Source organism: Anaerocolumna sp. AGMB13025, from assembly GCF_029689925.1.
In the GTDB taxonomy this organism is placed as follows: domain Bacteria; phylum Bacillota; class Clostridia; order Lachnospirales; family Lachnospiraceae; genus Anaerocolumna.
This window is the reverse complement of record NZ_CP121445.1, coordinates 5,958,729-5,982,986: the sequence shown is the minus strand read 5'-3', so window position 1 is coordinate 5,982,986 and position 24,258 is coordinate 5,958,729. Positions and strand designations below refer to the sequence as shown.

The following is a 24,258-nucleotide window of genomic DNA, read 5'->3' as shown; positions in this document are numbered from 1 at the left end:
ATATAAATATATTTTGTCCAAATATGGGAACATAAATGTTTGTGTTTTGATACTTGTGCAAAATTGAGGAGGACTTATGGAGAATAAAGTAGAAAGTATAGTAAAGCAGTTGGAAGCTGCTGCTCAAAAATTACATGTGCAGAATAGAAAGGAAGCTTACGGGGTTATTAATACAGCCGCCGATACGCTTTTTTTATTTTTGGAGGAAGCAGCTGGAAGTGAAATGGGGAAGGCAATGCTGCCTCAGATCAACATAGCGCTCATTCAATGCCTGGAGGCTATGGAACAACAGGATGATGTACTTGCAGCAGATGTCCTTGAATATGAAGTGATTCCTTTGTTGCTGCAACTGGAGGCTTCTGAATGAAAGCAGCAGAAGAAAAACAATGGCTGGAAAATATAGATAGCCTAAAACAGTATAATCAATATTTATATGAAGAACTTAAACAATATTGGGGTGGCGTATCTGAATTAGAAGGATACAAATATCTGAAAGAGAAATGCGCAGTAAAATATGGTCCCGAAGGATCCTTTTTTGTAGAAACCCTGGAAACTAAGGATGGTGGCACTACCTACAACATTACCTGTGAGGGAAAGCCGGTTCGGATGAACAGCCTATATAATCAGAAAAGAGAAGCAGAAAGATGGGCAGAGCAATTCAGGGTTACCAAGGCACATCAAGTAATTATATGCTTTGGACTTGGAAATGGTGTCTGCTTAAAAGAATTGGTATCCCGTATCTTACCGGATACGGTTCTAATACTAATTGAGCCGGAAGAAGCAATGTTTCTGAAGCTGCTGCAGGATTTTGAATATCAGGAATTATGGAATCATAAACTCCTGCAGTTACTTGTGGGACAAAGCTGTGAGGAAGCCTTTCATCAAGCCCTAAGTTTAACGGTAGACTGGACGAATGTAGATGCCTTGCAATTTATTAAACACCCTCAATACGATATCCTATTCCCGGAAGTCTATAAGCAATACTATGAACAATATATGGATTACCGCAACCTGGTGGTAGTAAATCATATGACAGAGAGAGCCATTGGCAGGAAGATGAGCAACAATATTCTAGCAAATCTGTCCTATTGCAATAAAGGCTGTCTAATTACGGAAGTGGCCAGGGAGTTTGATGCGAATTTGCCGGCTATTATTGTATCAGCAGGTCCTTCTCTTGATAAGAATATATTCGAACTCAAAAACCTGCATCACAATGCTTATATCATAGCAGTGGATACAGCGGTTAAATATTTATTGAAACAGGAGATTTATCCGGATATTATTGTTACGCTGGATCCAGAGAAATCTACACATCACTTAAATGATCCAAGGTGTTTTTCCATTCCGCTGTTTTGCAGAGTTGAGGCCAATCCACTTGTACTGAAGAATTTTGAAAAACTGGTCTTTTTTAACATGGAAGGATATTTTGCAGCCTTGGTTAACCGGATGGGGAAAATCACAGATAACTGTAATTCAGGAGGTTCCGTAACCACAGGGGCTTTTTCAGTATGTGTAACCTTAGGATTTCAAGAAATAATTCTTATCGGCTCGGATTTAGCATATTTAAATGATAAGACCCATGCCGGAAGCCTGACGGTGGATGTGGCAAATACCGCGCGGTATATGGTGAAAGTAGAAGATATCTACGGTAATATCGTACAGACCCGTTATGATTGGTATGTTTATTTAAAGTGGTTGGAAGATGCGGTAAAGAGATATAATACGATTCGTGTAATTGATGCAACAGAAGGCGGAGCAAGAATTCACGGTACGGAACTTCTTACGTTACATGAAGTAGTTGAGGAAATTAATGAGCAGAATCATGTAACAAAAAGACTGGTATTGATTGGGGAAACGTTAGTTCCGGAAATTTATAACATAATAAAAGTGGATGCTGTGACAGTACAGAGTATAATAACACGCCTGCAGGAAAATATAAAAAATGCAAAAGAAACTTTAAAGATTATGAGTAAAGGAAAATCACCCAGGAAAGTTTTACTGGATAGGATGAGGGATAATAACAGCTGGATCGAGAGTCAGTTTATCTATGTGCTGATAGATGGTGATATTGTAAATGAAACTTCGGAAGATGTGGCAGGATTAGTGAATGATAACGACAGCTCCTTGACGGCTGAGATAAAAGTGTTTGAGAGGGCGCTAAACTTGTATGAAGCAATGATTAAGTCAGCAGAGAGTATGCTGCCTAAACTTTGTAGTCTGACGGAGGGGAGATAAGGGTATGAATATATTAGCAATTATACCTGCAAGGAGTGGGTCAAAAAGTGTTCCCCATAAGAATATACGATTAATGAATGACAAGCCTATGCTTGCTTATTCTATTGAACATGCACTGGGTTCTCAGTATATAAATCGTGTTATACTTGATACTGACAGTGCGGAATATGCTGAGATCGGTAAGAAATATGGGGCAGAGATACCTTTTTTAAGACCTGCTTCTTTAGCAGAAGACCTTTCACTGGATTTTGATGTTTTCTATCATTGTTTAAATTATCTACAAGAAAATGAAAACTATAAAGCTGATATTGTAGTTCAGTTAAGGCCTACCTATCCTATTAGAAATATCGAAGATATAGACAAGATGATAAAGATATTAGTTGATAATGAGTTATATGATTCAGTTCGTTCTATTGCCCCCAGTAAAGAAATTCCATATAAAATGTGGCATAGGAGCAGTGACGGTACAATTTCTCCTCTATTAGATAACATAAAGGAGTGCTATAATATGCCAAGGCAGAACTTGCCTGTAACCTATTATCAAAATGCTTGTATTGATGTTATCAGGGGAAGAGTTATCCTTAAGGAAAAATCTATGTCGGGCAAGCACATCTACGGTTATGTTATGAATAAAAACTATGACATAGATACGGAAGAAGAATTTGGAATTGCAGAAGAATTCTTAAAAGTAACAAGTGGAAATAAGAAATTTGTATTCGATATCGATGGTGTTATAGCTGAATTACAACCGGATAATGATTATGAAAAAGCGCAGCCCAATGTCGAAATGATAAAAATCGTTAATAAATTGTACGAAATCGGTAATGAAATTGTCCTTTTTACTGCGAGAGGCTATGTAACCGGCATAGACTGGGAAGAAGTAACCAGGACCCAATTAAATGCATGGGGTCTTAAATATCATAAGTTATTATTTGGGAAACCAAATGCAGATTATTATATTGATGATAAGATGCTAAATATGAATCGGCTTTTAGAATATTTAAGATAGGTATGCAATCTGTTGTATATCTATTTTTGCATGTGAGTTTGCTGATCAATTTAAAATATTGATTCCAGATTTTAATTTTCTAGAAAGGTCACAAAAAACTTTGCAAAAAGTAGAGGGAAATTACGTTGGAAAAGAAAAATAAAGTATTATCAGAAGAAACATCATATTATATCTGCCAAATTAGTAAGATTATTTACTATTTCCGTATCCAAAATTATGATTATGCCCTGAGAAAAATGACAGAGGTGTTAACAGGATTAGGAGGCTTTTTTGGTAAGGTACAGCAAAATGGAACTAATTGGTCTGATTATGGAATTTTTACAGATTACAATTCTCTTAATGATCTATTAACATCACTTTTAGAGTCTCAGAAAAATAAAGATTATATATTGTTAGCAGATATCTACGAAGCTCAATTATTGCCTTTTCTCTTTAAAATTGAAGAAGTATTACTCTATGAAGAGAATGTATATTTTGATAAAAATAAATATGATGAGGCACTTAGCGTTATATCAAACAAAGATATACCATTGGCGGCAGATTTAAAAGCATTGTCTCATCCTGATAATTTAAAAGAGAAGGGATATGACGTTGAATATACAGCCTGTGGTGCGATGACGATTTCGCTATATGATAAAGGGAAACGGATTTATTTACATAGTAATTGTAATGTTTATCAAGAAGCGTTTGCACTGGCTAACTCCTGGTACAGAGAAGATAAATCAACATACATTGTATATGGTTTAGGACTTGGATATCATATCGAAGCACTAACTAATCTGGATAATAATATTACCATAGAAATTTTTGAAAGCGATTTAAATACAATACAATTAGCCTGCGCATATTCTGGGATTGGAAACCTACTTAGATCTGCTAATGTAAAACTGCAGTATGACCCCAATTTTAGTAAACTATCAGAACGTTTAAAATCTGTTTATAACGATACTGAGTTTGTAATACATTACCCATCTTTACGGAGTATTCAAAATAAAGACAGCAGAGAAGATTTGGAAGAGTACTTCCTTCAGTATAGTTCGGTAAAAAATCAACTTCATTTATTGAATGGAAATTTTAGGGAAAATACTAAGAGATATGACGATAGCGTGGATGCATTAGATAAAGATTTTTATGGAAAAGATGTATTTATCGTTGCTGCAGGTCCATCTTTGGATAAAAATTTTCGTTTGCTGAAAAATAGAATAAACAGCAGTATTATTTTAGCTACCGGAACGGTTTTTCGTAAGTTAATACGGGAAGGAATCAGACCAGATTATTTTATTGTTACAGATGCAAATCCAAGAGTCTACGCACAAATCCAGGGCTTGGAACAATTAGATATTCCTATGATATATTTATCTACTGCATTTAAAGGGTTTACAGAGAACTATCAAGGTAAGAAGTACATTGTATTACAGAATGGGTATGAAAAGGCAGAGGAATATGCGACTGTAAATAATATGAAGCTTTTCGATACCGGTGGATCTGTAAGTACAACCGCTTTGGACGTGGCAATTAAATTAAAAAGTAAACGTATTATATTTTTAGGACTTGACTTGGCTTTTACTGAAAATTATGTACATGCTTCTGACACCTCGAGAAGAGAATTAGTTAGCACGGATGACTTAGAGCAGGTAAATGATATCAATGGAAAAAGTATCTATACGAGTAGAAGTTTTTTGATTTATAAAAAATGGATTGAAAATCATATTCGGAATATTAGTGATATTGAACTAATTAATGCCACGGAAGGTGGAGCATTAATTAAAGGCATGAGGAATGTAAAACTGCAGGATTTTCTTCATGAAAATTATGATAAGTCAGGTTTATAAAATTTATACGATGTATTGATTATAAAAGTATTGATTATCGTGTTTAATCTGTCGATATATGTTTTATTAAGTAGTTATGACATTTGATTATAAAAGCTTATATAAATTACTTTAAGAAACTTTTGGAGGACAAGCATGAATAGTAATGGTATATTTGAAAACTTATATATATTTGAAATGGCTAATAGTCATCAGGGAAGTGTTGAACATGGAATAGATATCATAAAAGCAATGAGCAGGATTGCGAGAAAATATAATATAAAAGCTGCGGTTAAATTACAATACCGAAATTTGGATTCTTTTGTACACCCAGATTATAAGGAAAGAGAAGATGTTAAACATATTCCAAGATTTATGAGTACAAAATTAAATTACGAACAGTTTACACAATTAGTAGAAGCAATTCATGAAGAAGGCATGATTGCCATGAGTACACCTTTTGATGAAGACGGGGTAGATTGGTGCATGGATCAAGGAATAGATATTATTAAGGTGGCAAGCTGCAGTTCTCTGGATTGGCCTTTACTTACTAAAATAGCATTTACCCAGAAACCTATTATTATTTCAACCGGTGGAAAGACCTTATCTGATATTGATAAATTATATAATTTCTTTACCCATAAAGGCTGTGAATTTGCATTTCTTCATTGCATAGCAGAATATCCAGCGCCAATGGAACACTTGCAGTTGGATTTTATTGATAGAATGAACCGGAGATATCCTGAAGTTACAATTGGTTATTCTGGACATGAAGCTCCGGATGATAATATTGTGCCTATGTTAGCAATTGCAAAAGGTGCTAAAATATTAGAAAGACACGTTGGACTTCCAACAGAGAATATTACATTAAATAATTATTCTATGAACCCTGAACAGGCGGAGAAATGGGTTAAAGCAGCTATGGATGCGAAAACCATCTGTCAAATGAAGAAAGAGGATACCAAATATATCAGCCAGGAAGAAGTTGATTCCTTAAGGTCTCTTATGAGAGGAGTATACTTAAAGAGAGCAATAAAAATGGGTGAACCTATCATGAGTGAGGATGTATTCTTTGCTATGCCTTGCAATGATAAGCAGATGTGCAGCGGAGATTTTACCGAAGGGGTTATTGCCAGTAAAGATTATAATATAAATGAAGAATTACATGAGAAAAGAAAGATAACGGATATCGGAATGGTGCGCAATGTGGTGCATGACGCTAAAGGTATGCTTTATGAAGCAGGAATAGCTCTTGGAAATGATTTTGAAGTGGAATTATCTCATCACTATGGCATGCAGCATTTCAGGCAAACGGGTGCCATTATTATTAGTATCATTAACAGAGAATATTGTAAAAAGTTACTGGTTATCCTTCCTGGTCAGAAACACCCAGTCCATGCTCATAAAGTTAAGGAAGAAACTTTTCAGTTACTTTATGGGGACTTAATTGTTAACATTGAGGGTAAGGAAAAAGTAATGAAACCGGGAGACATACAAACAGTATTAAGGGAGGAAAAGCATTCGTTTACATCTGTTAAAGGTGCAATATTTGAAGAAATATCAACAACCCATATAAAAAATGATTCTTACTATGAAGATCCAATGATAAGAAGACTCGATCCGATCGAAAGAAAGACTATATTGAAGAGATGGTGAGATATTAGAATTAGGCAATGGAAAGTTAGAGTGTTTTAATTTTCCATTGCTTTTTAATTGTATATCACTACAATGCTAGAGCTATTTCCTATTGAGACCAATTGATGATAATTTCTATTGCATAAATAAAAACATAAACACTGGAAATGATTAAGAATAATATAAAACTATTAAGATATGCACGAATAATGTCGATATAACTATTACTTAACGAATTTCAAGGATGAAAGTAATTCACAATCATGGATGAGTAATAATGTTAAATAGAATGTAGCAAAGAGGATTGACAATATCCACTTTGCTAAATGATTAGTGTATTATGAGTCAGAATAATTCGCCAGAATTATTCTTTTTTCATATGAAAATAAAGTCTTAAAGTAATTGAGGAGACGGTTATGAAAAAGGTAATAAACGAATTGAAATATTGGAGTCAAGTTTTACTGTTACCGGTTTATGGATTGTCTTTTCTGTTTCCTCGTAATAAGAGAATCTGGCTTTTTGGAAGTACATTTGGCAGAAGGTTTGCAGATAATCCCAGGTATCTATATACATATCTTCAAAATAAAAAAAGCAATATAAGACCTATATGGATAACACGCAATTTGGAAATCTTTAATTTACTCAAAAAAAATAATCTGGAAGTTTATATGTCAAATTCACTAAAAGGGTTTTGGTTCGCATTGAGGGGTGGAGTATATATTTATGATAATTACTCAAAAGATATTAACTTTTGGTTATCAGGAAATGCTTTGAAATTTAATACTTGGCACGGTATCCCATTAAAGATGATACAAATGGATAATAAATTTGATCATGTTCGTCATCCTAAAAATACATTATCAAAGCTTAGATGGGTTTTAAGAAGATTATCAGATGAAAAACCAACGGATTATGTGCTAACTACCAGTGATTATTTAAAAAATATATTTGCATCTGCTTTTGCAACACCTAATGTTGTTGTAAGCGGCTATCCCAGAGTGGATTTGCTTAATGGAAATCTTGAGAATAATATCTTCTTGGATTCTGAAAAGAAAATATATGAATCCATGCTAGAAAATAAAAAAAATAATATAAAAAACATCATATACATGCCAACTTTTAGAGATAGTGAATCAGAATTTTTTGAAGTTATTCAAATCAAGAGCTTTCTTGATTTTTTGAAGTATAATAATATGTCTTTTTATGTAAAGCTACATCCAAAATCTAAGAATTTGCAAAGATTTAAATCTATCAAGCAAAGTAACTTAATTGTTGTAGATAAGGATTCAGATCCTTATACATATTTGTGCTTAACGGATATACTCATTACGGATTATTCCTCAATATATTTTGATTATTTGGTAACAGATAAGCCGATTATATTCTTCCCATATGATTTAAATACTTATTTGAAGGAATCACGTCAAATGTATTTTTCATATGATGAGATTACGCCGGGGCACCATGTTACAACTATGGAAGAATTAGTTAAAGCAATAAAAGACATACTAATAGATAATGTGGATAATTATGTAAATGATAGAAAAGAAGTAAAAAAGACTGTATTTAATGATTGCAGTATAGTAGGCAGTCAAGCATTAGCGAAGGTAATTGAAACATTATTATAAAGCGGTGTGAGGTCATCAATTGAAGGAGGCGTGATTTCTATGTATGTTTATATTGAAAATGATGAGTTACAAAATTATAGAAATAAAGAGGTGCTTCTTTTTGGTGCAGGGTCATGTGGTTTAAAATGTATTGAAGAATTTGAGAAAATTAACGCGAAAATAGTGGGATTCTGTGACAACAACAGATCACGCCGCGGTGAAGAGATAAAAGGGTATAAGATATGGTCACCTGAGGATATCGTTTCATTTAAGAATGTAACTATAATGATTACAAGTACATATGAAGAGGAAATAAAAATTCAATTAAAGAATATGGGATTTACAGGCTATAAAACAGTCAAAATTGGAGCGTTAAAAGATACGTTACCGAAAGAGAAATTTTTCAAGCCATTTATTACCTTAGAAGAGGCAAATGAATTTATATATAAAGGTTTAGTTAGCGAGAATCCTTTTTTTATTGGCCGATTTGGTTCTGTTGAATTAGAATGCTTGGTGGAATACTATTATTTATTGGATAGAGTTAACGGTGGTAAAGAAGACTATCATGATAACCTTAAAAATATGATCAGAGATTGGGCGGGTTTTTTTCCTCCAACGAAAGATCTAATGGATCGATTCTCCAGATTATATATAGAAGATGCAAAACAAATTGATATGATGTGGAGTATGTGGTTGTCTCGCTTTGAAAATATGATATATAGCAATTTTATTCCTGAAAAACCATTAGCATTATATGATGATACAGCTTTTCCAATTAATATTGAAAAACCATGGACTAGAGCTTTAAGAGGGAAGAGAGTTCTTGTAATACATCCTTTTGAAGAATCTATTCAATACAATTATAAAAAAAGAGATAAATTATTCGCAAATAATGAATTTTTACCAGAGTTTGAATTGATTACCTTAAAAGCTGTTCAGAGTATCGCTGGTACTCAAACAGAGTTTGCCACTTGGTTTAATGCTTTAGAGCATATGGAAAGACAGATTAATTCTATAAATTTTGATATTGCATTGATTGGGGCTGGAGCATACGGATTCCCTCTTGCGGCATATGTGAAACATATAGGCAAGAAGGCGATACACGTAGGGGGGATGCTGCAATTATATTTTGGAATTAAAGGTAAGGCGTGGAATGAGATGGGGATATATAATGAACATTGGACTTCTCCTACTGAGACAGAAAGACCAGAGGGTTATAAGAAGGTGGAAGCGGGACGTTATTGGTAGCAATGGTTATATAAAACAGTATGATGAAATAAGTTGTAGACTGCGTAAAGGAGTATAGAATGAAAAAATTATGTATTATATATGGAAGTTCAGCCGGAGGACAAAAAGTGGCTGAAACGCTTCGTAGTTTTGATATAGAATTCGATTGCTTCATTGATAGTAACAGTGAAATGTGGGGTACAACTGTTATGGGGAAAGTAGTATATTCTCCTGACTATATATTAGATAAAGAGTGTAGTATTATTATAGCAAGCGACGCTGGATATTCAGCCATTAAAGATAAATTGAGAAAAATGGGTAAAAGTGATACTTGTATTTTAAAAGAAGAGTTGATTTTGCCTAAAGTACAAGCAATGAATAAAGAGATAAAGAATGAGGTTTTTATTAATTTAAATGATAATGTTGAAACCAACAATTTGAGAAGTAATGTTTTTCTTGAATTAATGGAAGGATATCAATTAGGAGGAATAGAGAATTGGTCCTATAATGTATCAAAAGGATTAAAGAAAAAAGGTATATATACCAAAATTCTTTGTCAAAGAAAGAAAGATATGCCAGATGAATGGAAGGATATTACTTGTGATGAATTCGAGGGAGATTACTCCAATTATAAAAAAGGTATTCTTGAGGTTTATGAGTACTTAGTAAAAAATTTACCTTGTACTTTATTACTTAATAAACATCAACAGGTTATGTATGCAGGATATCTATTAAAACAACGTTACCCCGAATTGGTAAAGTTATATTCTATAGTACACAACGATTTAGAAGCCTTATATGATCGGCATACCTATATGGATACGGTTTTAGAGGGATATTTATGTGTGAGTAAAAAGATTAAAAATGAGTTGAAAACAAAATATCATGTTACAGAGGATAGACTATTTAATAAAGAAAGTCCTGTTGTTTTTGATGAATCAAATTCTATAATACATTTGGATAGAACCTACACGCTGAGTCGAAAACAACCGATTCGCATTGCCTATGGTGCTAGATTAGAAAAAGAACAAAAAAGAGCGGATTTAATCATTCCTTTTATTGAAGAACTTGAAAAAAGAGGATGTAATTATTGTTTTGATATTGCGGGTGATGGAACCTATTTACCTATTCTGATAAAATATGTTGAAGAACATTTGTTATCTTATAAGATTAGAATTCATGGGAAAATTGAACATGATGCAATGCAACAATTTTGGTCTAATGCAGATGCCTTTATAAGTTTATCGGAGATGGAGGGATTATCCATATCAATGATAGAAGCAATGATGTGTGGAGCTGTTCCGATAATGTTTGATGTAGCAGGATGCGATGAATTTATCAATAATGGTGAAAACGGTTTTGTTTTATCTTATGAGGATTATAAAGGTTTAGTTGATAAAATAGAAAACTTGGAAAGTAATAGGCAACTACTATCTCAAATGGGACAATATTGTAAGGATTTGGTTGCGGAAAAATGCGATTTAGAAGATTATATTAATTATATAATTAATATGATTTCTGGTACGGTGTAAAGCTAATAGAAATTTACAAATAATCTGGTATCGGAGAAAGAAATGCTAATAAAAAGTAGATTTAAACAGAAAAAGTTATTGGAAAAAGCAAATGATTTATATGGTGAATATTATCGCAACAATTCATATTTATTAAGTGATTTACTGGTTTTTATAAGGAAAGAATATGGTCAAATTGTGGTTTGGGGAGCTGGATTAAAGGGACTGGCATTCCTTTCACAATGTGATTCTTCTAATAAATTCGTAGATTTTATTATTGATATGGATGAGAAAAAGCAAAACGAATCATTAATAACGGGACATATGGTTTATGCAATTGACAAATTAGTGGCTGATAATACAGTTATCTTAGTTGTTAATGTTAATTATTATACTTCTATTTGCTTTGATCTTATAAATAATGGTTATGATATCAAAAAAATGAGAATTATTTGCTTGGATCATTTCTTACAAGGTAGGTATTCACTTTTGCAGATAAAGGACAATACTATCTGGGAAAGGAAAAGATATTATGATTAGCATAGTATTACCCACATATAATGGAGAAAGATTTATTAAACAATCTATAGACAGTATAATTAATCAAACTTTTAAAGAGTGGGAGTTAATTATAGTAGACGATTGTTCTACTGACGATACCTTTAATATTGTAGAAAAATATAGTGAAAGTGACAACCGAATATCAGTTATCCATAATGAGATGAATCAAAAGTTACCAGCGAGTTTAAACATAGGTTTTACAAAAGCTAAAGGTGATTGGTTTACCTGGACTTCTGACGACAATGTGTTTATGCCAGATGCATTAGAGAAAATGCATAAAGTATTAATGAATGACCAATCTATAGATTTTGTTTATTCTAATTATATAGTAATTGATCCTGACGATTTTATGCTTTTTGGAGTGAAAACTGGTCCCGAAGAGGAAATATTCTTAAAAAACAATATAGGTGCTTGCTTCCTGTATAAAAAAGAATTGCACCAAATGTTAAATGGATATGATATAAAGAAATTTTTAGTTGAAGATTTTGATTTTTGGATTAGAGCGTACGAAAAGTATAAGTTTAAACATATAGATGAGGAGTTATATTATTATAGAATACATAATTCTTCTCTTACAGCAGAAAGAAAAGAAAGTATCAGATCAGCGACAATACAGTTATTAGAGGAACATTATCAAAGTATACCTACACATAATGTAAAACTTCGGCATGATGTTCTTTTTACAATTGCTCAATATTATAGTAAGCATAAGAATTATATGAAAGCATTTAAGTATTATTGGTTAGACAAAAAGAGGGGATAATGATGAGTTGGATTAACCATGAATTAGAAGATGTTACAGATGAAAGATTAGCTGGAATGCTTACTAAGAAGCAGGTTGTTATATTAGGAGCATCAACTAGGGTAATAGCATATATCACAAAATATCTAGATAAGAATAATTGCATTGTTATTGATAGTAATCCTTTAATGGAGGGAAAAGTATTTGAAGGATTTATAGTGCATAGCATAAATTACTTCAGTGAATTAGATAGTGCTGAAGTAGTAGCTATATCTGTAATAAAAAATTATTCCTACATTATGCAACTAATGAAAGAAATACAGATTAAAGAATTTTATATTCAGAAATATAACTCCTTAAATAAATATAAAAGTGAATTTCTTAAAAATGATGAGCTGATAAGAAAAAATAAGGAAATTTTACATACAGGTAATTTTGATTTTGTTGATTTTATATATGATGGGAAATTCGTTGTTAATGTTATAGAAGCTATTATAAGAGAATCGGATATTAGTAAACATTTAATTATAATACATTACTTAAATGAGCTTAATCCAGATGATTTATATAATGTCTGGGAATTGTATGAGCAAAATCAAAACAAGTATAATAATGTAATTATATTAAATGACATGTATCACTCATTTGACCTTGATGATAATGCGAAATATCACCTTATTACAACCTTAAAGAATAGCAAGAGGATTATATTTCATAGTGGCGTAATTTCTATAAGATTAGGTGATTTTCTTTCTGAATTCATTAATGAGTTTAGGGAAAAGACTTATCTAATAATTCATGGTGGTGAATTACTATGGAAAACAAGTAGTAACGAATATCATAAGTTTTTCTCCAAGATAGGCAATGTTGTATTGAATAATCAAAAATATTTTACTATACTAAATTCTTTATATAACTTTAATGAAGGTGTTAATGTTATTACGAATAGTTCTTTGGCTTATGATAGTGGAATAATCGTTATGCCAAATGAAAAAAGCAATAAAACTTTAAATGTATTGGTAGGCTATTCTGCTGCTAAAGATATTGACCATAAATTAGCCTTTGAGTTACTGGAGAAGTTTAAAGATGAAGATATGAATGTTATATGTCCACTTTCGTATATGGGAGATGAAACCTACATAAACGAAGTAATTGCAAAAGGAAGAGATATATTCGGAGAAAAATTAAAAGTTATACGAGAGTTTCTGACATTAGAAGATTATAGCAGATTGTTGTCAGAAGTTGACATTGGAGTATTTCCATTGTCAAGGAATTGCGGATGGACTACAATTTTCGCAATGCTAAAAGGTGGTAAGAAAATTTACTTAACATCTGTAAACTCCTATAGAGAGATATTTAAATATAACATAACGGTATTTAATGTTAGCGATATTAGTGTATATGATTTTCAAAAATTTAAAGAAAATAAAGTTGGTGGTGTTAATAAAGAGGAGATAGAAAAATATCTGAAAGATTCAAAACAAAACATGTTTAGTTGGAGTAAATTGTATTCTACTAATTAAAGAGTTAATAAACAATACTGAGGAGAAAATATGATACCTTTTAACAAATCTATTAATCTTGAAAAATCAACAGAATATGTCTCAGAGTGTATTATAACAGGAAAGATTGCAGGTGATGGAAAATATACAAAATTATGCAGTGAATGGATGAAGTCACGGTTTAATGCAAAAAAAATATTACTTACCACATCTTGTACAGCAGCCCTGGAGATGGCAGCCATATTATTGGATGTAAAATCAGGAGATGAGGTAATCATGCCATCTTATACATTTGTTTCTACTGCAAATGCTTTTGTATGTCGGGGAGCTAAAATTGTATTTGTAGACATTAGACCAGATACAATGAATATTGATGAAAAACAAATTGAACAAGCGATTACAGATAAAACTAAGGCTATCGTTGTTGTTCATTATGCAGGTGTTGGTTGCGAGATGGATGAAATTATGAAAATTAGTCGTAAGCATAATGTTCCCGTTATAGAGGATGCCGCTCAAGGTGTTATGGCAAAATATAAAGATAAGTATCTTGGTACAATAGGTGATATTGGTTGCTATAGTTTCCATGAGACAAAAAATTATCAAATGGGCGAAGGAGGAGCTATTGTATTAAATAATGAGAAATATTTTGAACGTGCTGAAATCTTAAGGGAAAAAGGAACAGATCGATCGAGGTTTTTTAGGGGAGAAATTGATAAATATAGTTGGGTTGATGTAGGATCATCCTATCTACCAAGTGAAATTAATGCAGCAATTTTATGGGCACAGTTAGAAATTGCTGATAAAATCAACGAAAATAGAATTGAAACATGGGATTATTATTACAATGAACTGAAAGATATAAAAGAATTAGAGTTACCATCAGTACCCAGGGAGTGTAAACATAATGGTCACTTATTTTATATCAAAGTGAAAGATCTTGATAATAGAATGATAGTAATAAGTAAATTAAAAGAATTAGGAATTAGTGCAGTTTTTCACTATGTACCATTACACTCTTCTTTGGCAGGATTTAAGTATGGTAAATTTAGCGGTAGAGATGTTTACACATCATTAGAAAGTGAACGACTAATAAGACTACCTATGTTTTATGGAATACCGAATCAAGACAGAGAAAAGGTGGTAAATGTATTAAAGACCATTCTTTCTGCTAAATAATTTGTTTGAAAAAGGAGAAGAGATGAATACAATGAAACTTCCGTATAATGAAATATCAATATGGGGGACGGGAGGTGTAGGAAAAAGATGTTATTTTCAGTTAAAAGATAATTACAACATAAAATGCTTTTATGATAATAATCAAAATCAAAAAAATGAAATTGTAATTGATAATATTAAGAAGGAAGATTTTAAAAAAGATGATTCATTCATTGTAATTGCTAGTTCATATTGGAAGGAAATTATGGATCAGCTGAAATGCAGGGGGTTATGTCTATTTAGAGATTTTATTCCTTCTTTTATGATTGATAATAGTGTTGAAATAAGAATTTTAAAACACTATTTTAACAATTATGAGATAAACACATATATAAATTTAATTAAAAAAAATAAAAAAATAGTTGTAGTTTTTGGCAATTGTCAAACTAGTATTTTGGAAAAAATGTTACTTAAAAATGAGAAATTTAGTAATGATTATTTCGCCTTAATTTTTCCCAGGGTTTGTGATTATACATTAAATGAAATTGAAGATCTTGTGTATAACTTTGATTGGACAGAAGTGGATTTATTTATTTATCAAGAAGTTAATAATAACAATAAGTTTTCTGAAAAATTAGCTACCGATCAAATTAAAAAATTAATGAAATCAAGTTGTAGAACTGTTTGTATTTCAAACTTATATTTTGCGGGTTATTTCCCTCAAGCTATACAAAATAACCATAATATTTATGAAGAACTACATAAGTCGGGATTGTTCCCAATTGCCGACAAATATATAGAAGAGTTTATATATAAAAATAAACAAGGTAACGAAATAATTGAAATTGTTAATAATCCAAACTTTATTGACAGTGCAGATATATTGAATCATTGTGAAGATTCAATAAACGAATTAATTAAAAGAGAGAAGTTAGTAGATATTAAAATAAGTGATTACATAATTTTAAATTATAAAAAAGAGCAATTATTTTATTCCTTTAATCATCCCAGTAATTTAGTGTTATATGAATATGCAAATAGAATATTAAAATTTTTGGGTTATATAGCTAATGATCCAATGAATGAAGAAGATATGTATTATTTTTTTGGTACCTTAAAGGCACAGGATATTCCTATTTATCCTTCGGTTATTAAAACACTTAAATTAGAAAAATTTGAAACTAATTTTTTCCCAAATAAGTATGCCTTGGGTAATTATTATTTGTCATTTAATGAATTTATTGTAGAATATATTCATCAATGTTTCAAAAAATAGACCAAGTTAATAAGGTGTTTCTCTGATATAAAGTAAGTAAGGAAAAAATATGTATGAAAAATTATATGAAGAGAAGGTTAACTAGGTTATAAAGATAACTATATACGTTATTTATTGATAATGGAGGATAAAAGATGTACGAAAATTTAGATAATCTTGAAAGTAAATTTAAGATTGCAGAATTTCCATTAAATGTTGCTATAGAAGTAGGAAATTATTGTAATCTGAATTGTATTATGTGCGCCAATGATAAAATCACTAGAAAGAAAGGCTTTATAGACATTAAAACATATAAAAAAATTATTGACGAAATAGCGATTAATAATGTCAATACACGGTTATGGCTTGATTTTTATGGAGAACCTCTTCTAGCTGGATATAAATTATTCTATATGATTGATTATGCAAAAAAGAAAGGCTTAACCAATATTAATATGAACACGAATGGCACTTTGCTTAATGAAGAAAAGGCAGAGATGTTGTTGGAATCAGGAATTGACTTTATTAGTATTGATGTGGATGGGTATTCTAAAGAAGTATTTGAAAAAATACGTATTGGAGCAAATAGGGACGAGGTTTACAAAAATATAGAATATATATTACTCAAAAAAGAAGAAATGGGTATAAAAACACCTATTATTGAAGTGAAGGTGTTAGAAATGAAAGAAAATGAGGATGAGATAGAAGAAATTTTAAATTACTGGCATGAAAAGAAAGCAAGAATTACATTACGTAGGCTTATATCATGGGGAGGTGCTTGCCTAGATTTAAGAAATGAAGGTAAATTACCTGAGCGGATAGCATGCGGATATGCGGTTGGCATTTGTGCTATTACTTGGGATGGTAATATTGTCACATGTGGATTAGACGCTCATGGAAAAGAGATATTTGGAAACGTAAAAGAACAATCTATCAACGAAATATGGGAAAAAAGAAATAAAGAGTTAGTAGAAAAACATATTAATCATGAATTTGATAAATTACCTCAGATTTGCAGGGAATGTACCGACTGGATGATAATAGGCGAAAAGCATTATGATGAAAATGGAATAGAACTTACGAAAAATTATGACGCATCATCTGATATGTATGAGAAATAGAGATAGAATTATGAAAGAAATTATTATTGTAGGAAATAACAATTTTGCAGATTTAATGCGATATTATTGGGAAAAAGATGCGGGAAGAAAAGTGGTGGCCTATACTGTAGAAGAAAACTATATCACTGAAAAAATCCATAAAGACCTTCCAGTTGTACCTTTGGAATCAGTAGAGAATATATATTCACCTACTAGTTATGTAATATCTCTCTGTATTGGATATTCAAAGATGAATGCAGTAAGAGAACGAATATATGGGACATGTATAAAAAAAGGATATACAATTGTAAATTTTAAACATTCTTCTGCTGTTATTGCTGACGATGTTAAAATGGGTTTTGGAAATATTTTTTTGGCTGGAGCAGTAGTGGAACCCTTTTGTGAAATAGGAAATGGTAATTTATTTTTTGCAGGTGCTACGATTAGTCATAATGACACCGTAGGAAACTTTAATTTTTTTGGTGGAAACTCTGTTATAACTGGTTATGTTCATGTCGAAAATAATTGTTTTTTTGGAGCAAACGCTACTGTAAAAAATGAATTATATGTTCCATCATATGTACTTCTTGGTGCAGGAGCATATTTAAGAAAAACTCCAAGTGAGTATGATGTAATAGTACCTGAAAAAAGTAAAGTTCTAAAAGAAAAGAAAAGTATTGACTTAATCTAAAGTAAGAGGTGATAGAATATGAAAAAAATCATGTTACTTGGAGGTAATTATTTTCAGATGACGGCAACAAAGGCTGCCAAAGAGCTAGGGTGTCATGTTATAAGCGTAGATTATTTGCCAGAGAATCCTGCTCATAAAATTGCGGATGAATATTGTAATGTTAGCACAACAGATAAGGATAATATTCTAAAATTAGCAGAAAAATTAGGAATTGATGGTATTGTGTCATATGCGTCCGATGCATCTGCACCTACAGCAGCCTATGTAGCCGAAAAAATGGGATTGCCAACAAATCCATATGAATCTGTGCTACTAATGACAAGAAAAGATATGTTTCGTGATTTTCTTAAAAGAAACGATTTTTATGTGCCAGAAGGAAAAAGTTTTAAGAGTGAGGATGAGAAAGAAGCTTATGATTTCTTTATTTCTTTAGATAAACCGGTAATGATAAAGCCGGTGGATGCATCAGGCAGTAAAGGTGTAAGTAAGGTATATGAAAATAGTGATTTTAAAAAAGCTTTTGAATTAGCGACTACGTACTCAAATGCGGGTTTTGTTATAATAGAAGGATTTATGGAAAGAGATGGATATCAAGTGGCGGGTGATGGATTTATAGTTAATGGTAAATTAAAGTTTACTGGCTTAATGAATGAGCATTTTGATGTAAAATGTAATCCTTTAGTCCCAATAGGCGAGAGCTATCCATCAATTCTAAATGAATGTTTAAAGGAAAAAGCAATTAATGAAATACAGAGATTAATTACATCACTAGACATGAAGATGGGAGCAATTAATTTAGATTTTATAGTTAATAAGGACGGACGTGTTTGCATTCTAGAAATAGGTCCTAGAAATGGTGGAAATTTAATTACTGACGTTATTAAAGAAAGCAATGAGATAGATTTGGCAGAATATACAATAAAAGCGGCTTTAGGTTTGGACTGTTCTAGGTTGTATCAAAAAGAAGCGGTGAAATTTATATCATCTTATATTGTGCACAGTAAGAACAGTGGATATTACTCTGAAATGCTATTAGATCCTGAAGTTGAGAAGGATATTATAAGGGAGGAACTTTTTATTGAAAAAGGTAATCCAGTTAAAAAATTTGATAATGCAGGTTTTGGCATTGGTGCTATGATTATTAGGCATAAAAGTATAGATGAAATGTGTTATAGAATGGACCATATGGATGAGTTTATTAAAATAAATGTTAGGTAACACGCTTAAATATATTTTATCTTTTTCCGTTTAACCAACAGATGTCTTTTTGGTATTATCCATTAGTTGGTCATATTATTCTGATGATGTTATGGTTAATCAATATTTTAATAAAGGGATTTATTACTTCTAGAAAAGAAGTTGAAAATTATCTTGGGATAAAACTGAGATCAATTCGATGTACATGTATATGGTTTAGAAACAATACATACCCAGCTGTACAAAATCTAGATAAAATACAAAAGATCATCCAGGCTAAGGATTTTATCAAGTTACTGAATTTTATAGAGCAAAGTAAATAACATAGTTAATAACATAGAGCAGGAGATATATATGGATAAAATCATACTATTAGATTTAGAAAACTTGATAAGTAGCAAGAAATTAATCGTTTTTGGAGGAAACAAATCAGGATTAAGATGTATAAATTTTATACGAAAGATGGGATTAAGCTTATGCATGTGTGTAGATAATAATCATGAGATGTCTGGTAAAACCATTATTGATAATATTACTATTTCTACATTTTATTCGCTTAAAGAAGAAATAACTGGACATGAAAGTGAATATATAATAATTATAGCATCCTCTCATTATGATGAAATAGCATTGCAAATTGAAAAGGAATTCAATGGAAATTGCATATACTGTTATTCTAATGTAATTGAAGATATGTACGCTAACTATAGTTTTCCTGGTTTGCCTGAAGCATATGTCATTAATCCGATTAATGCGATTGAACAATGGGCACAAAATCTACTAGCAGAAGTAAAGTTTTGGATTCAAGATGTGGCTCAAGATTCAGGTAGATATCATGATTCATATATCGATGATAGAAGTAGTAACAAGATTTTTGATTGTAAACATCTGGATGACCGGGTATGTGACAATAGTATTATAATGGATGTAGGGTGTGGGCTTTGTTCACAATACGGTAATTTAACGGCAACAGGTAAAATTAAATTAGTTGCAGTTGATCCTTTAGCTCATCAGTATAACGAAATTAATAAGATTGCATTGGATAAAAAGAAATTGAATGATAAAATAGTGCAATTTGGGCTTTTTGAATACCTAGATGCCTTTTATCCTAATAATTATGCTGATATAATACTTATTGATAATGCATTAGATCACTGCTTTGACCCTGTAAAAAGTATTGTGTCATGTTTACAGGTTCTTAAGGTAGATGGAATCATTTCAATGATGCATACAATTCGGGAAGCAGTAAATCAGAATTATAAAGACTTACACCAATGGAATTTAGATAGTAATGATAAAAGTGAATTGCTTATTTGGAATAATGATGGTTATATTAATGTTACTAAAAAGCTAAAAGATTATGCAGAGATTACGGTAACAAAAGAAGAGAGATTTGTTTCAAAAAGCTTAAGAAATATCACTGGATGTATCTATATATCCATTAAAAAGTTAAAAGATATTGATTATAAAGAAACAGATGATAGTAAATATTTAGGGCACACCTTGTCCAATATTATGCAAGTCTTTTCTAAAACGAAATTCTGTGAAGATTATATTCACATGATGAATTTTAAAAATACTGTATTTTAATCTATTACTATTGATATCCATCTACAGAAAGAGGATTCATTATGAAACATATAATGCTTGTATTCGGGACACGTCCAGAAGCAATAAAAATGTGTCCAATAGTTAATGAGCTAAAGAAAAGAAATGGTGTTAAGGTTACCGTTAGCGTTACAGGGCAACATAAGGAAATGTTGAAACAAGTGCTAGATATTTTTCATGTTTTACCTGAGTATAATCTTGATATCATGAAAGAACACCAAACTTTATTTGATGTTACAATTAGTATACTATCGAAGATTAAAGAAGTACTAATTAAGGAACAACCCGATATAGTATTAGTTCATGGAGATACAACTACAACCTTTGCCGCATCACTTGCTTGTTTTTATCTTAACATAAAAATTGGACACGTAGAAGCGGGATTACGCACTTATAATATCTACTCACCTTACCCAGAGGAATTTAACAGACAAGCTGTTGGTATTATTGCGAATTATAATTTTGCTCCTACAATCCATGCGAAAGCTAATCTTATTAAGGAGGGTAAGGACAAAGATACTATATATGTAACAGGAAATACAGCTATAGATGCATTAAAATTTACAGTCCGGGTAGATTACAATCATCCAGAATTACAATGGTGTAACAATTGTAGATTAATATTGATTACTGCCCATCGCAGAGAGAATATCGGTAAACCTATGGAGGGCATGTTTACAGCTATAAGATCCATTATCGAGGAATATCCGGATGTTAAAGTTATTTATCCAATACATATGAATCCTGTTGTTCGTGAAATAGCTGAGAGCGTGTTCAATGGAATTGACCGAATACATATCATTGAGCCATTAGACGTTATAGATTTTCATAATTTTATGGCTAGAAGCTATTTGATATTAACAGATAGTGGTGGAATTCAAGAGGAAGCGCCAGCACTCGGTATTCCAGTATTAGTCATGAGAGATACGACTGAACGACCAGAAGGTGTAGATGCTGGAACTTTAAAATTAGTTGGTATAGAAAAAGAGAATATTTACGCTAATTGTAAATTGTTGCTAGATAATCTGGCTGAGTATAATAAAATGAATAAAGCAGTTAACCCATATGGAGATGGGACGGCCAGTAAAAAAATCGTAGATTTTTTATTGACTGAATGCTAATGGTATATGTAACAAGCCAAAGTGGAGTATAAAAATGAATAAAATAATATGTTATATAGACAAACAAGAGAACTATTCAGGAGAATTAGAAGAATATATTGCAAAGCTTGATGAAGCAGGTTATCAGATATTTCTTTATTTAGACGTTATCCTGCAGGAGGGAGACCCAAGTGATATAATGTATAATCTTGATACTATTAGAGAAGAGAATCTAAAAGAGGATAGATACACATTTTTTTCAAATATGTGTAATCTGACCCAGTATGTATATAGGGTCTATCATCAGATATTTGACCGCTTTATATACTTTTATCAAGATCAAGCCGAAAATTATCCATTTAAGGGTAACTTACAGGTTATATTGGATTTAAGAATAACTGATGCTGAAGACTTTTATAAAAAAATTTATACTAATACACCCCAATTCATTATAAATAACTATATATGTAAAATAGTGGAGCTAAACTCATTTATAGACCATAGTATGGATGATGATAATTTTAGTTGTATAATTGAAAAAGTGAAAAAAATATATTACATAAAGGATAGATATTATTTCTTTGAACCATTAATAACAGAAAAGTATGTAGTTATCAATAAATATATTTCTAAGAGCATCAATAACATATGGTCGAATTTACCGACTATTGATAATTGTAAATATCCCAAATTTTCCTTGATAAAGTATGCTTATTCCTATAACGAAACTACCATAGCAAAACTTCTCACTCTTACAGAACATTTCAATTATCAATCCATGGTAGAGACCTATGAGTTACTAGAGACATTAGAAAAAGAAATGGAAGGCTACCATACTTACGTCTACAATATGACCTGCTGTATATTAGATGATATTTCCTTAAGTCATACAGGAAAAGATATCCTGCGTGCGCTATTACTAACATCTTTCTTATTGCAGATAACAAAAAAGCCATTTTATTTGAACCGTTTTATAGAATATGCAATTGAGAGTAATGTACTATCCTGTGAGAATCGTTTCTACTTATGGAATCAAGCCAAAAGATATATGCTTACGAATAGAGCCAACAGTGATACGAATACCGAAACTCTGATGAAAGAGCTATACCAAAAGGCGTATGATGAATTCAAATCTCAATTAGTAAATGAATTAAAGCTAATACCACTAGAGGAAAGAAATAAAGATACCATAGCTATATTTACCATACAGTTCCTATCAGAAAGACATGCCCCTACTAGGACAACCCTGGAAAGGTGCTATACTTTATCCAAACTTTTGGGTAAAAATATCATACTCATTAACACCAGAGAACAACTTACCAGCAGAGGTATGCTGCCATTATATAAATCAACATTGGGAAATGTGATGGATGAGTATAGTGAAATTAATAAATATCAGTACAAAGACTGTGAAATTCCTTTCTATCAACCAGGAGATAATATGCCTTCTCTGGAAGGTATAAGAAATATAATAACTAAAATTAAAAAACTTAAGCCGCAATTTATTTTTAGTATTGGAAATGGCAGCATTATAGCCGACTTATGCGGAAATATTGTACACGAGGCTTCCATAGGTGTAGCTTTTTCAACATTGCCTACAACCATGGCAACTTTCTCAGTTATCGGAAAAACATTATCCGAACTGGAATGGGAGTACTATTTAGAGAAAGGCTATACAAGGAATAACATTATAGAAAGTACCTTTACCTTTGAGCTGCTGCCTAAAAAGATGATATTTAACCGTAAAGAACTAGGTATTCCAGAGAATGATTTTGTTTTAATTACAGTTGGCATACGTCTTGATATGGAAATTGATGATACGTTTATGGAAACTATTCTTTCTACCTTTAAATGGGGAACTCATATTGTTTTTGCTGGGTATTTTGAACATTATACTTTATATTGTGAAAAATATCCGGGATTGAAAGAACATTCAACTTTTGTTGGATATTGTGAAGATATCTTAGCATTAATGGAAATTTGTAATTTATATGTCAATCCAAAGCGTTTGGGTGGCGGTTTTTCGATTATTGAAGCATTTCATGAGGGAAAGCCAGGAGTCACCATAGATTACGGAGATATTGCAATTGCAGCAGGAAAGCCTTTTACGGTTAAGAATTATGACGAAATGACCGAAATAATACATAGATATATAACTGATAAGGATTTTTATCAGTTGATGGCTGAAAGAGCAATTGCCAGAGAAAAAGTATTAACGGATTCAGCGGCTGCAATGAATGAAATTATACATAAAATTCAGGACAATCCATTATTTTTTTAATAAAACCGACATAACGGAAATCTATTAAGTG

19 protein-coding genes are annotated in these 24,258 nt (G+C 31.6%); all 19 read left to right on the top strand.

Going from position 1 to position 24,258, the window contains the following annotated elements:
• Window positions 1–76: 76 nt before the first annotated feature.
• On the top strand, window positions 77–367 hold the full coding sequence (locus QA584_RS24830) for a hypothetical protein (protein ID WP_278271788.1): 291 nt from the start codon (window positions 77–79) through the stop codon (window positions 365–367).
• Window positions 364–2,235 carry a motility associated factor glycosyltransferase family protein gene (locus QA584_RS24825; RefSeq protein ID WP_278271787.1) on the top strand — a complete coding sequence of 624 codons (1,872 nt, stop codon included), beginning with the start codon at window positions 364–366 and terminating at the stop codon, window positions 2,233–2,235. Before QA584_RS24830 ends, QA584_RS24825 begins: the two co-directional genes overlap by 4 nt.
• A gap of 4 nt (window positions 2,236–2,239) precedes the next feature.
• The gene (locus tag QA584_RS24820; RefSeq protein WP_278271786.1) at window positions 2,240–3,244 is read left to right on the top strand and encodes an acylneuraminate cytidylyltransferase family protein; all 1,005 of its coding nucleotides are present in this window, start codon (window positions 2,240–2,242) and stop codon (window positions 3,242–3,244) included.
• A 125-nt stretch (window positions 3,245–3,369) separates the two neighbouring features.
• The gene (locus tag QA584_RS24815; RefSeq protein ID WP_278271785.1) at window positions 3,370–5,076 is read left to right on the top strand and encodes a motility associated factor glycosyltransferase family protein; all 1,707 of its coding nucleotides are present in this window, start codon (window positions 3,370–3,372) and stop codon (window positions 5,074–5,076) included.
• A 135-nt stretch (window positions 5,077–5,211) separates the two neighbouring features.
• Complete coding sequence (locus QA584_RS24810; RefSeq protein WP_278271784.1) at window positions 5,212–6,711, top strand: N-acetylneuraminate synthase family protein; 1,500 nt, start codon at window positions 5,212–5,214, stop codon at window positions 6,709–6,711.
• A 395-nt stretch (window positions 6,712–7,106) separates the two neighbouring features.
• Window positions 7,107–8,318 (top strand): CDP-glycerol glycerophosphotransferase family protein, encoded by a 1,212-nt coding sequence (locus QA584_RS24805; protein ID WP_278271783.1) that lies wholly within the window; start codon window positions 7,107–7,109, stop codon window positions 8,316–8,318.
• A gap of 39 nt (window positions 8,319–8,357) precedes the next feature.
• A complete protein-coding gene (locus QA584_RS24800) occupies window positions 8,358–9,545 on the top strand; it encodes a nucleoside-diphosphate sugar epimerase/dehydratase (RefSeq protein WP_278271782.1) in 1,188 nt (395 codons plus the stop codon).
• A gap of 59 nt (window positions 9,546–9,604) precedes the next feature.
• Window positions 9,605–11,056 carry a glycosyltransferase gene (locus QA584_RS24795; protein WP_278271781.1) on the top strand — a complete coding sequence of 484 codons (1,452 nt, stop codon included), beginning with the start codon at window positions 9,605–9,607 and terminating at the stop codon, window positions 11,054–11,056.
• Window positions 11,057–11,098: 42 nt separating this feature from the next.
• Entirely contained in the window at window positions 11,099–11,575 is a 477-nt protein-coding gene (locus tag QA584_RS24790) for a hypothetical protein (RefSeq protein ID WP_278271780.1), read from the top strand.
• Window positions 11,568–12,359, top strand: coding sequence for a glycosyltransferase family 2 protein (locus QA584_RS24785; RefSeq protein ID WP_278271779.1), 792 nt, complete (start codon window positions 11,568–11,570; stop codon window positions 12,357–12,359). The genes QA584_RS24790 and QA584_RS24785 overlap by 8 nt, the downstream gene beginning before the upstream one ends.
• Entirely contained in the window at window positions 12,359–13,861 is a 1,503-nt protein-coding gene (locus QA584_RS24780; RefSeq protein WP_278271778.1) for a TDP-N-acetylfucosamine:lipid II N-acetylfucosaminyltransferase, read from the top strand. Before QA584_RS24785 ends, QA584_RS24780 begins: the two co-directional genes overlap by 1 nt.
• Before the next feature lie 30 nt (window positions 13,862–13,891).
• Window positions 13,892–15,016 carry a dTDP-4-amino-4,6-dideoxygalactose transaminase gene (gene rffA / locus QA584_RS24775; RefSeq protein WP_278271777.1) on the top strand — a complete coding sequence of 375 codons (1,125 nt, stop codon included), beginning with the start codon at window positions 13,892–13,894 and terminating at the stop codon, window positions 15,014–15,016.
• 22 nt (window positions 15,017–15,038) lie between these two features.
• Window positions 15,039–16,271: a WcbI family polysaccharide biosynthesis putative acetyltransferase gene (locus tag QA584_RS24770; RefSeq protein WP_278271776.1), complete on the top strand. Its 1,233-nt coding sequence runs from the start codon at window positions 15,039–15,041 to the stop codon at window positions 16,269–16,271.
• Window positions 16,272–16,405: 134 nt separating this feature from the next.
• Complete coding sequence (locus tag QA584_RS24765) at window positions 16,406–17,371, top strand: radical SAM protein (RefSeq protein ID WP_278271775.1); 966 nt, start codon at window positions 16,406–16,408, stop codon at window positions 17,369–17,371.
• Between the two features lie 10 nt (window positions 17,372–17,381).
• Window positions 17,382–18,041 carry a hypothetical protein gene (locus tag QA584_RS24760; RefSeq protein ID WP_278271774.1) on the top strand — a complete coding sequence of 220 codons (660 nt, stop codon included), beginning with the start codon at window positions 17,382–17,384 and terminating at the stop codon, window positions 18,039–18,041.
• Window positions 18,042–18,059: 18 nt separating this feature from the next.
• Complete coding sequence (locus QA584_RS24755; protein ID WP_278271773.1) at window positions 18,060–19,259, top strand: ATP-grasp domain-containing protein; 1,200 nt, start codon at window positions 18,060–18,062, stop codon at window positions 19,257–19,259.
• Between the two features lie 333 nt (window positions 19,260–19,592).
• Window positions 19,593–20,828 (top strand): methyltransferase domain-containing protein, encoded by a 1,236-nt coding sequence (locus tag QA584_RS24750; RefSeq protein ID WP_278271772.1) that lies wholly within the window; start codon window positions 19,593–19,595, stop codon window positions 20,826–20,828.
• 41 nt (window positions 20,829–20,869) lie between these two features.
• Window positions 20,870–21,967: a non-hydrolyzing UDP-N-acetylglucosamine 2-epimerase gene (wecB, locus tag QA584_RS24745; RefSeq protein ID WP_278271771.1), complete on the top strand. Its 1,098-nt coding sequence runs from the start codon at window positions 20,870–20,872 to the stop codon at window positions 21,965–21,967.
• Window positions 21,968–22,001: 34 nt separating this feature from the next.
• On the top strand, window positions 22,002–24,227 hold the full coding sequence (locus QA584_RS24740) for a hypothetical protein (RefSeq protein ID WP_278271770.1): 2,226 nt from the start codon (window positions 22,002–22,004) through the stop codon (window positions 24,225–24,227).
• The last annotated feature ends 31 nt before the right edge of the window (window positions 24,228–24,258 follow it).

Coding starts and splice junctions, on each gene's coding strand:
- QA584_RS24780 (WP_278271778.1), top strand. CDS start 12,359: ATGATGAGTTGGATTAACCATGAATTAGAAGATGTTACAGATGAAAGA.
- QA584_RS24805 (WP_278271783.1), top strand. CDS start 7,107: ATGAAAAAGGTAATAAACGAATTGAAATATTGGAGTCAAGTTTTACTG.
- rffA (WP_278271777.1), top strand. CDS start 13,892: ATGATACCTTTTAACAAATCTATTAATCTTGAAAAATCAACAGAATAT.
- QA584_RS24800 (WP_278271782.1), top strand. CDS start 8,358: ATGTATGTTTATATTGAAAATGATGAGTTACAAAATTATAGAAATAAA.
- QA584_RS24820 (WP_278271786.1), top strand. CDS start 2,240: ATGAATATATTAGCAATTATACCTGCAAGGAGTGGGTCAAAAAGTGTT.
- QA584_RS24760 (WP_278271774.1), top strand. CDS start 17,382: ATGAAAGAAATTATTATTGTAGGAAATAACAATTTTGCAGATTTAATG.
- wecB (WP_278271771.1), top strand. CDS start 20,870: ATGAAACATATAATGCTTGTATTCGGGACACGTCCAGAAGCAATAAAA.
- QA584_RS24785 (WP_278271779.1), top strand. CDS start 11,568: ATGATTAGCATAGTATTACCCACATATAATGGAGAAAGATTTATTAAA.
- QA584_RS24740 (WP_278271770.1), top strand. CDS start 22,002: ATGAATAAAATAATATGTTATATAGACAAACAAGAGAACTATTCAGGA.
- QA584_RS24750 (WP_278271772.1), top strand. CDS start 19,593: ATGGATAAAATCATACTATTAGATTTAGAAAACTTGATAAGTAGCAAG.
- QA584_RS24765 (WP_278271775.1), top strand. CDS start 16,406: ATGTACGAAAATTTAGATAATCTTGAAAGTAAATTTAAGATTGCAGAA.
- QA584_RS24790 (WP_278271780.1), top strand. CDS start 11,099: ATGCTAATAAAAAGTAGATTTAAACAGAAAAAGTTATTGGAAAAAGCA.
- QA584_RS24795 (WP_278271781.1), top strand. CDS start 9,605: ATGAAAAAATTATGTATTATATATGGAAGTTCAGCCGGAGGACAAAAA.
- QA584_RS24810 (WP_278271784.1), top strand. CDS start 5,212: ATGAATAGTAATGGTATATTTGAAAACTTATATATATTTGAAATGGCT.
- QA584_RS24755 (WP_278271773.1), top strand. CDS start 18,060: ATGAAAAAAATCATGTTACTTGGAGGTAATTATTTTCAGATGACGGCA.
- QA584_RS24770 (WP_278271776.1), top strand. CDS start 15,039: ATGAATACAATGAAACTTCCGTATAATGAAATATCAATATGGGGGACG.
- QA584_RS24830 (WP_278271788.1), top strand. CDS start 77: ATGGAGAATAAAGTAGAAAGTATAGTAAAGCAGTTGGAAGCTGCTGCT.
- QA584_RS24825 (WP_278271787.1), top strand. CDS start 364: ATGAAAGCAGCAGAAGAAAAACAATGGCTGGAAAATATAGATAGCCTA.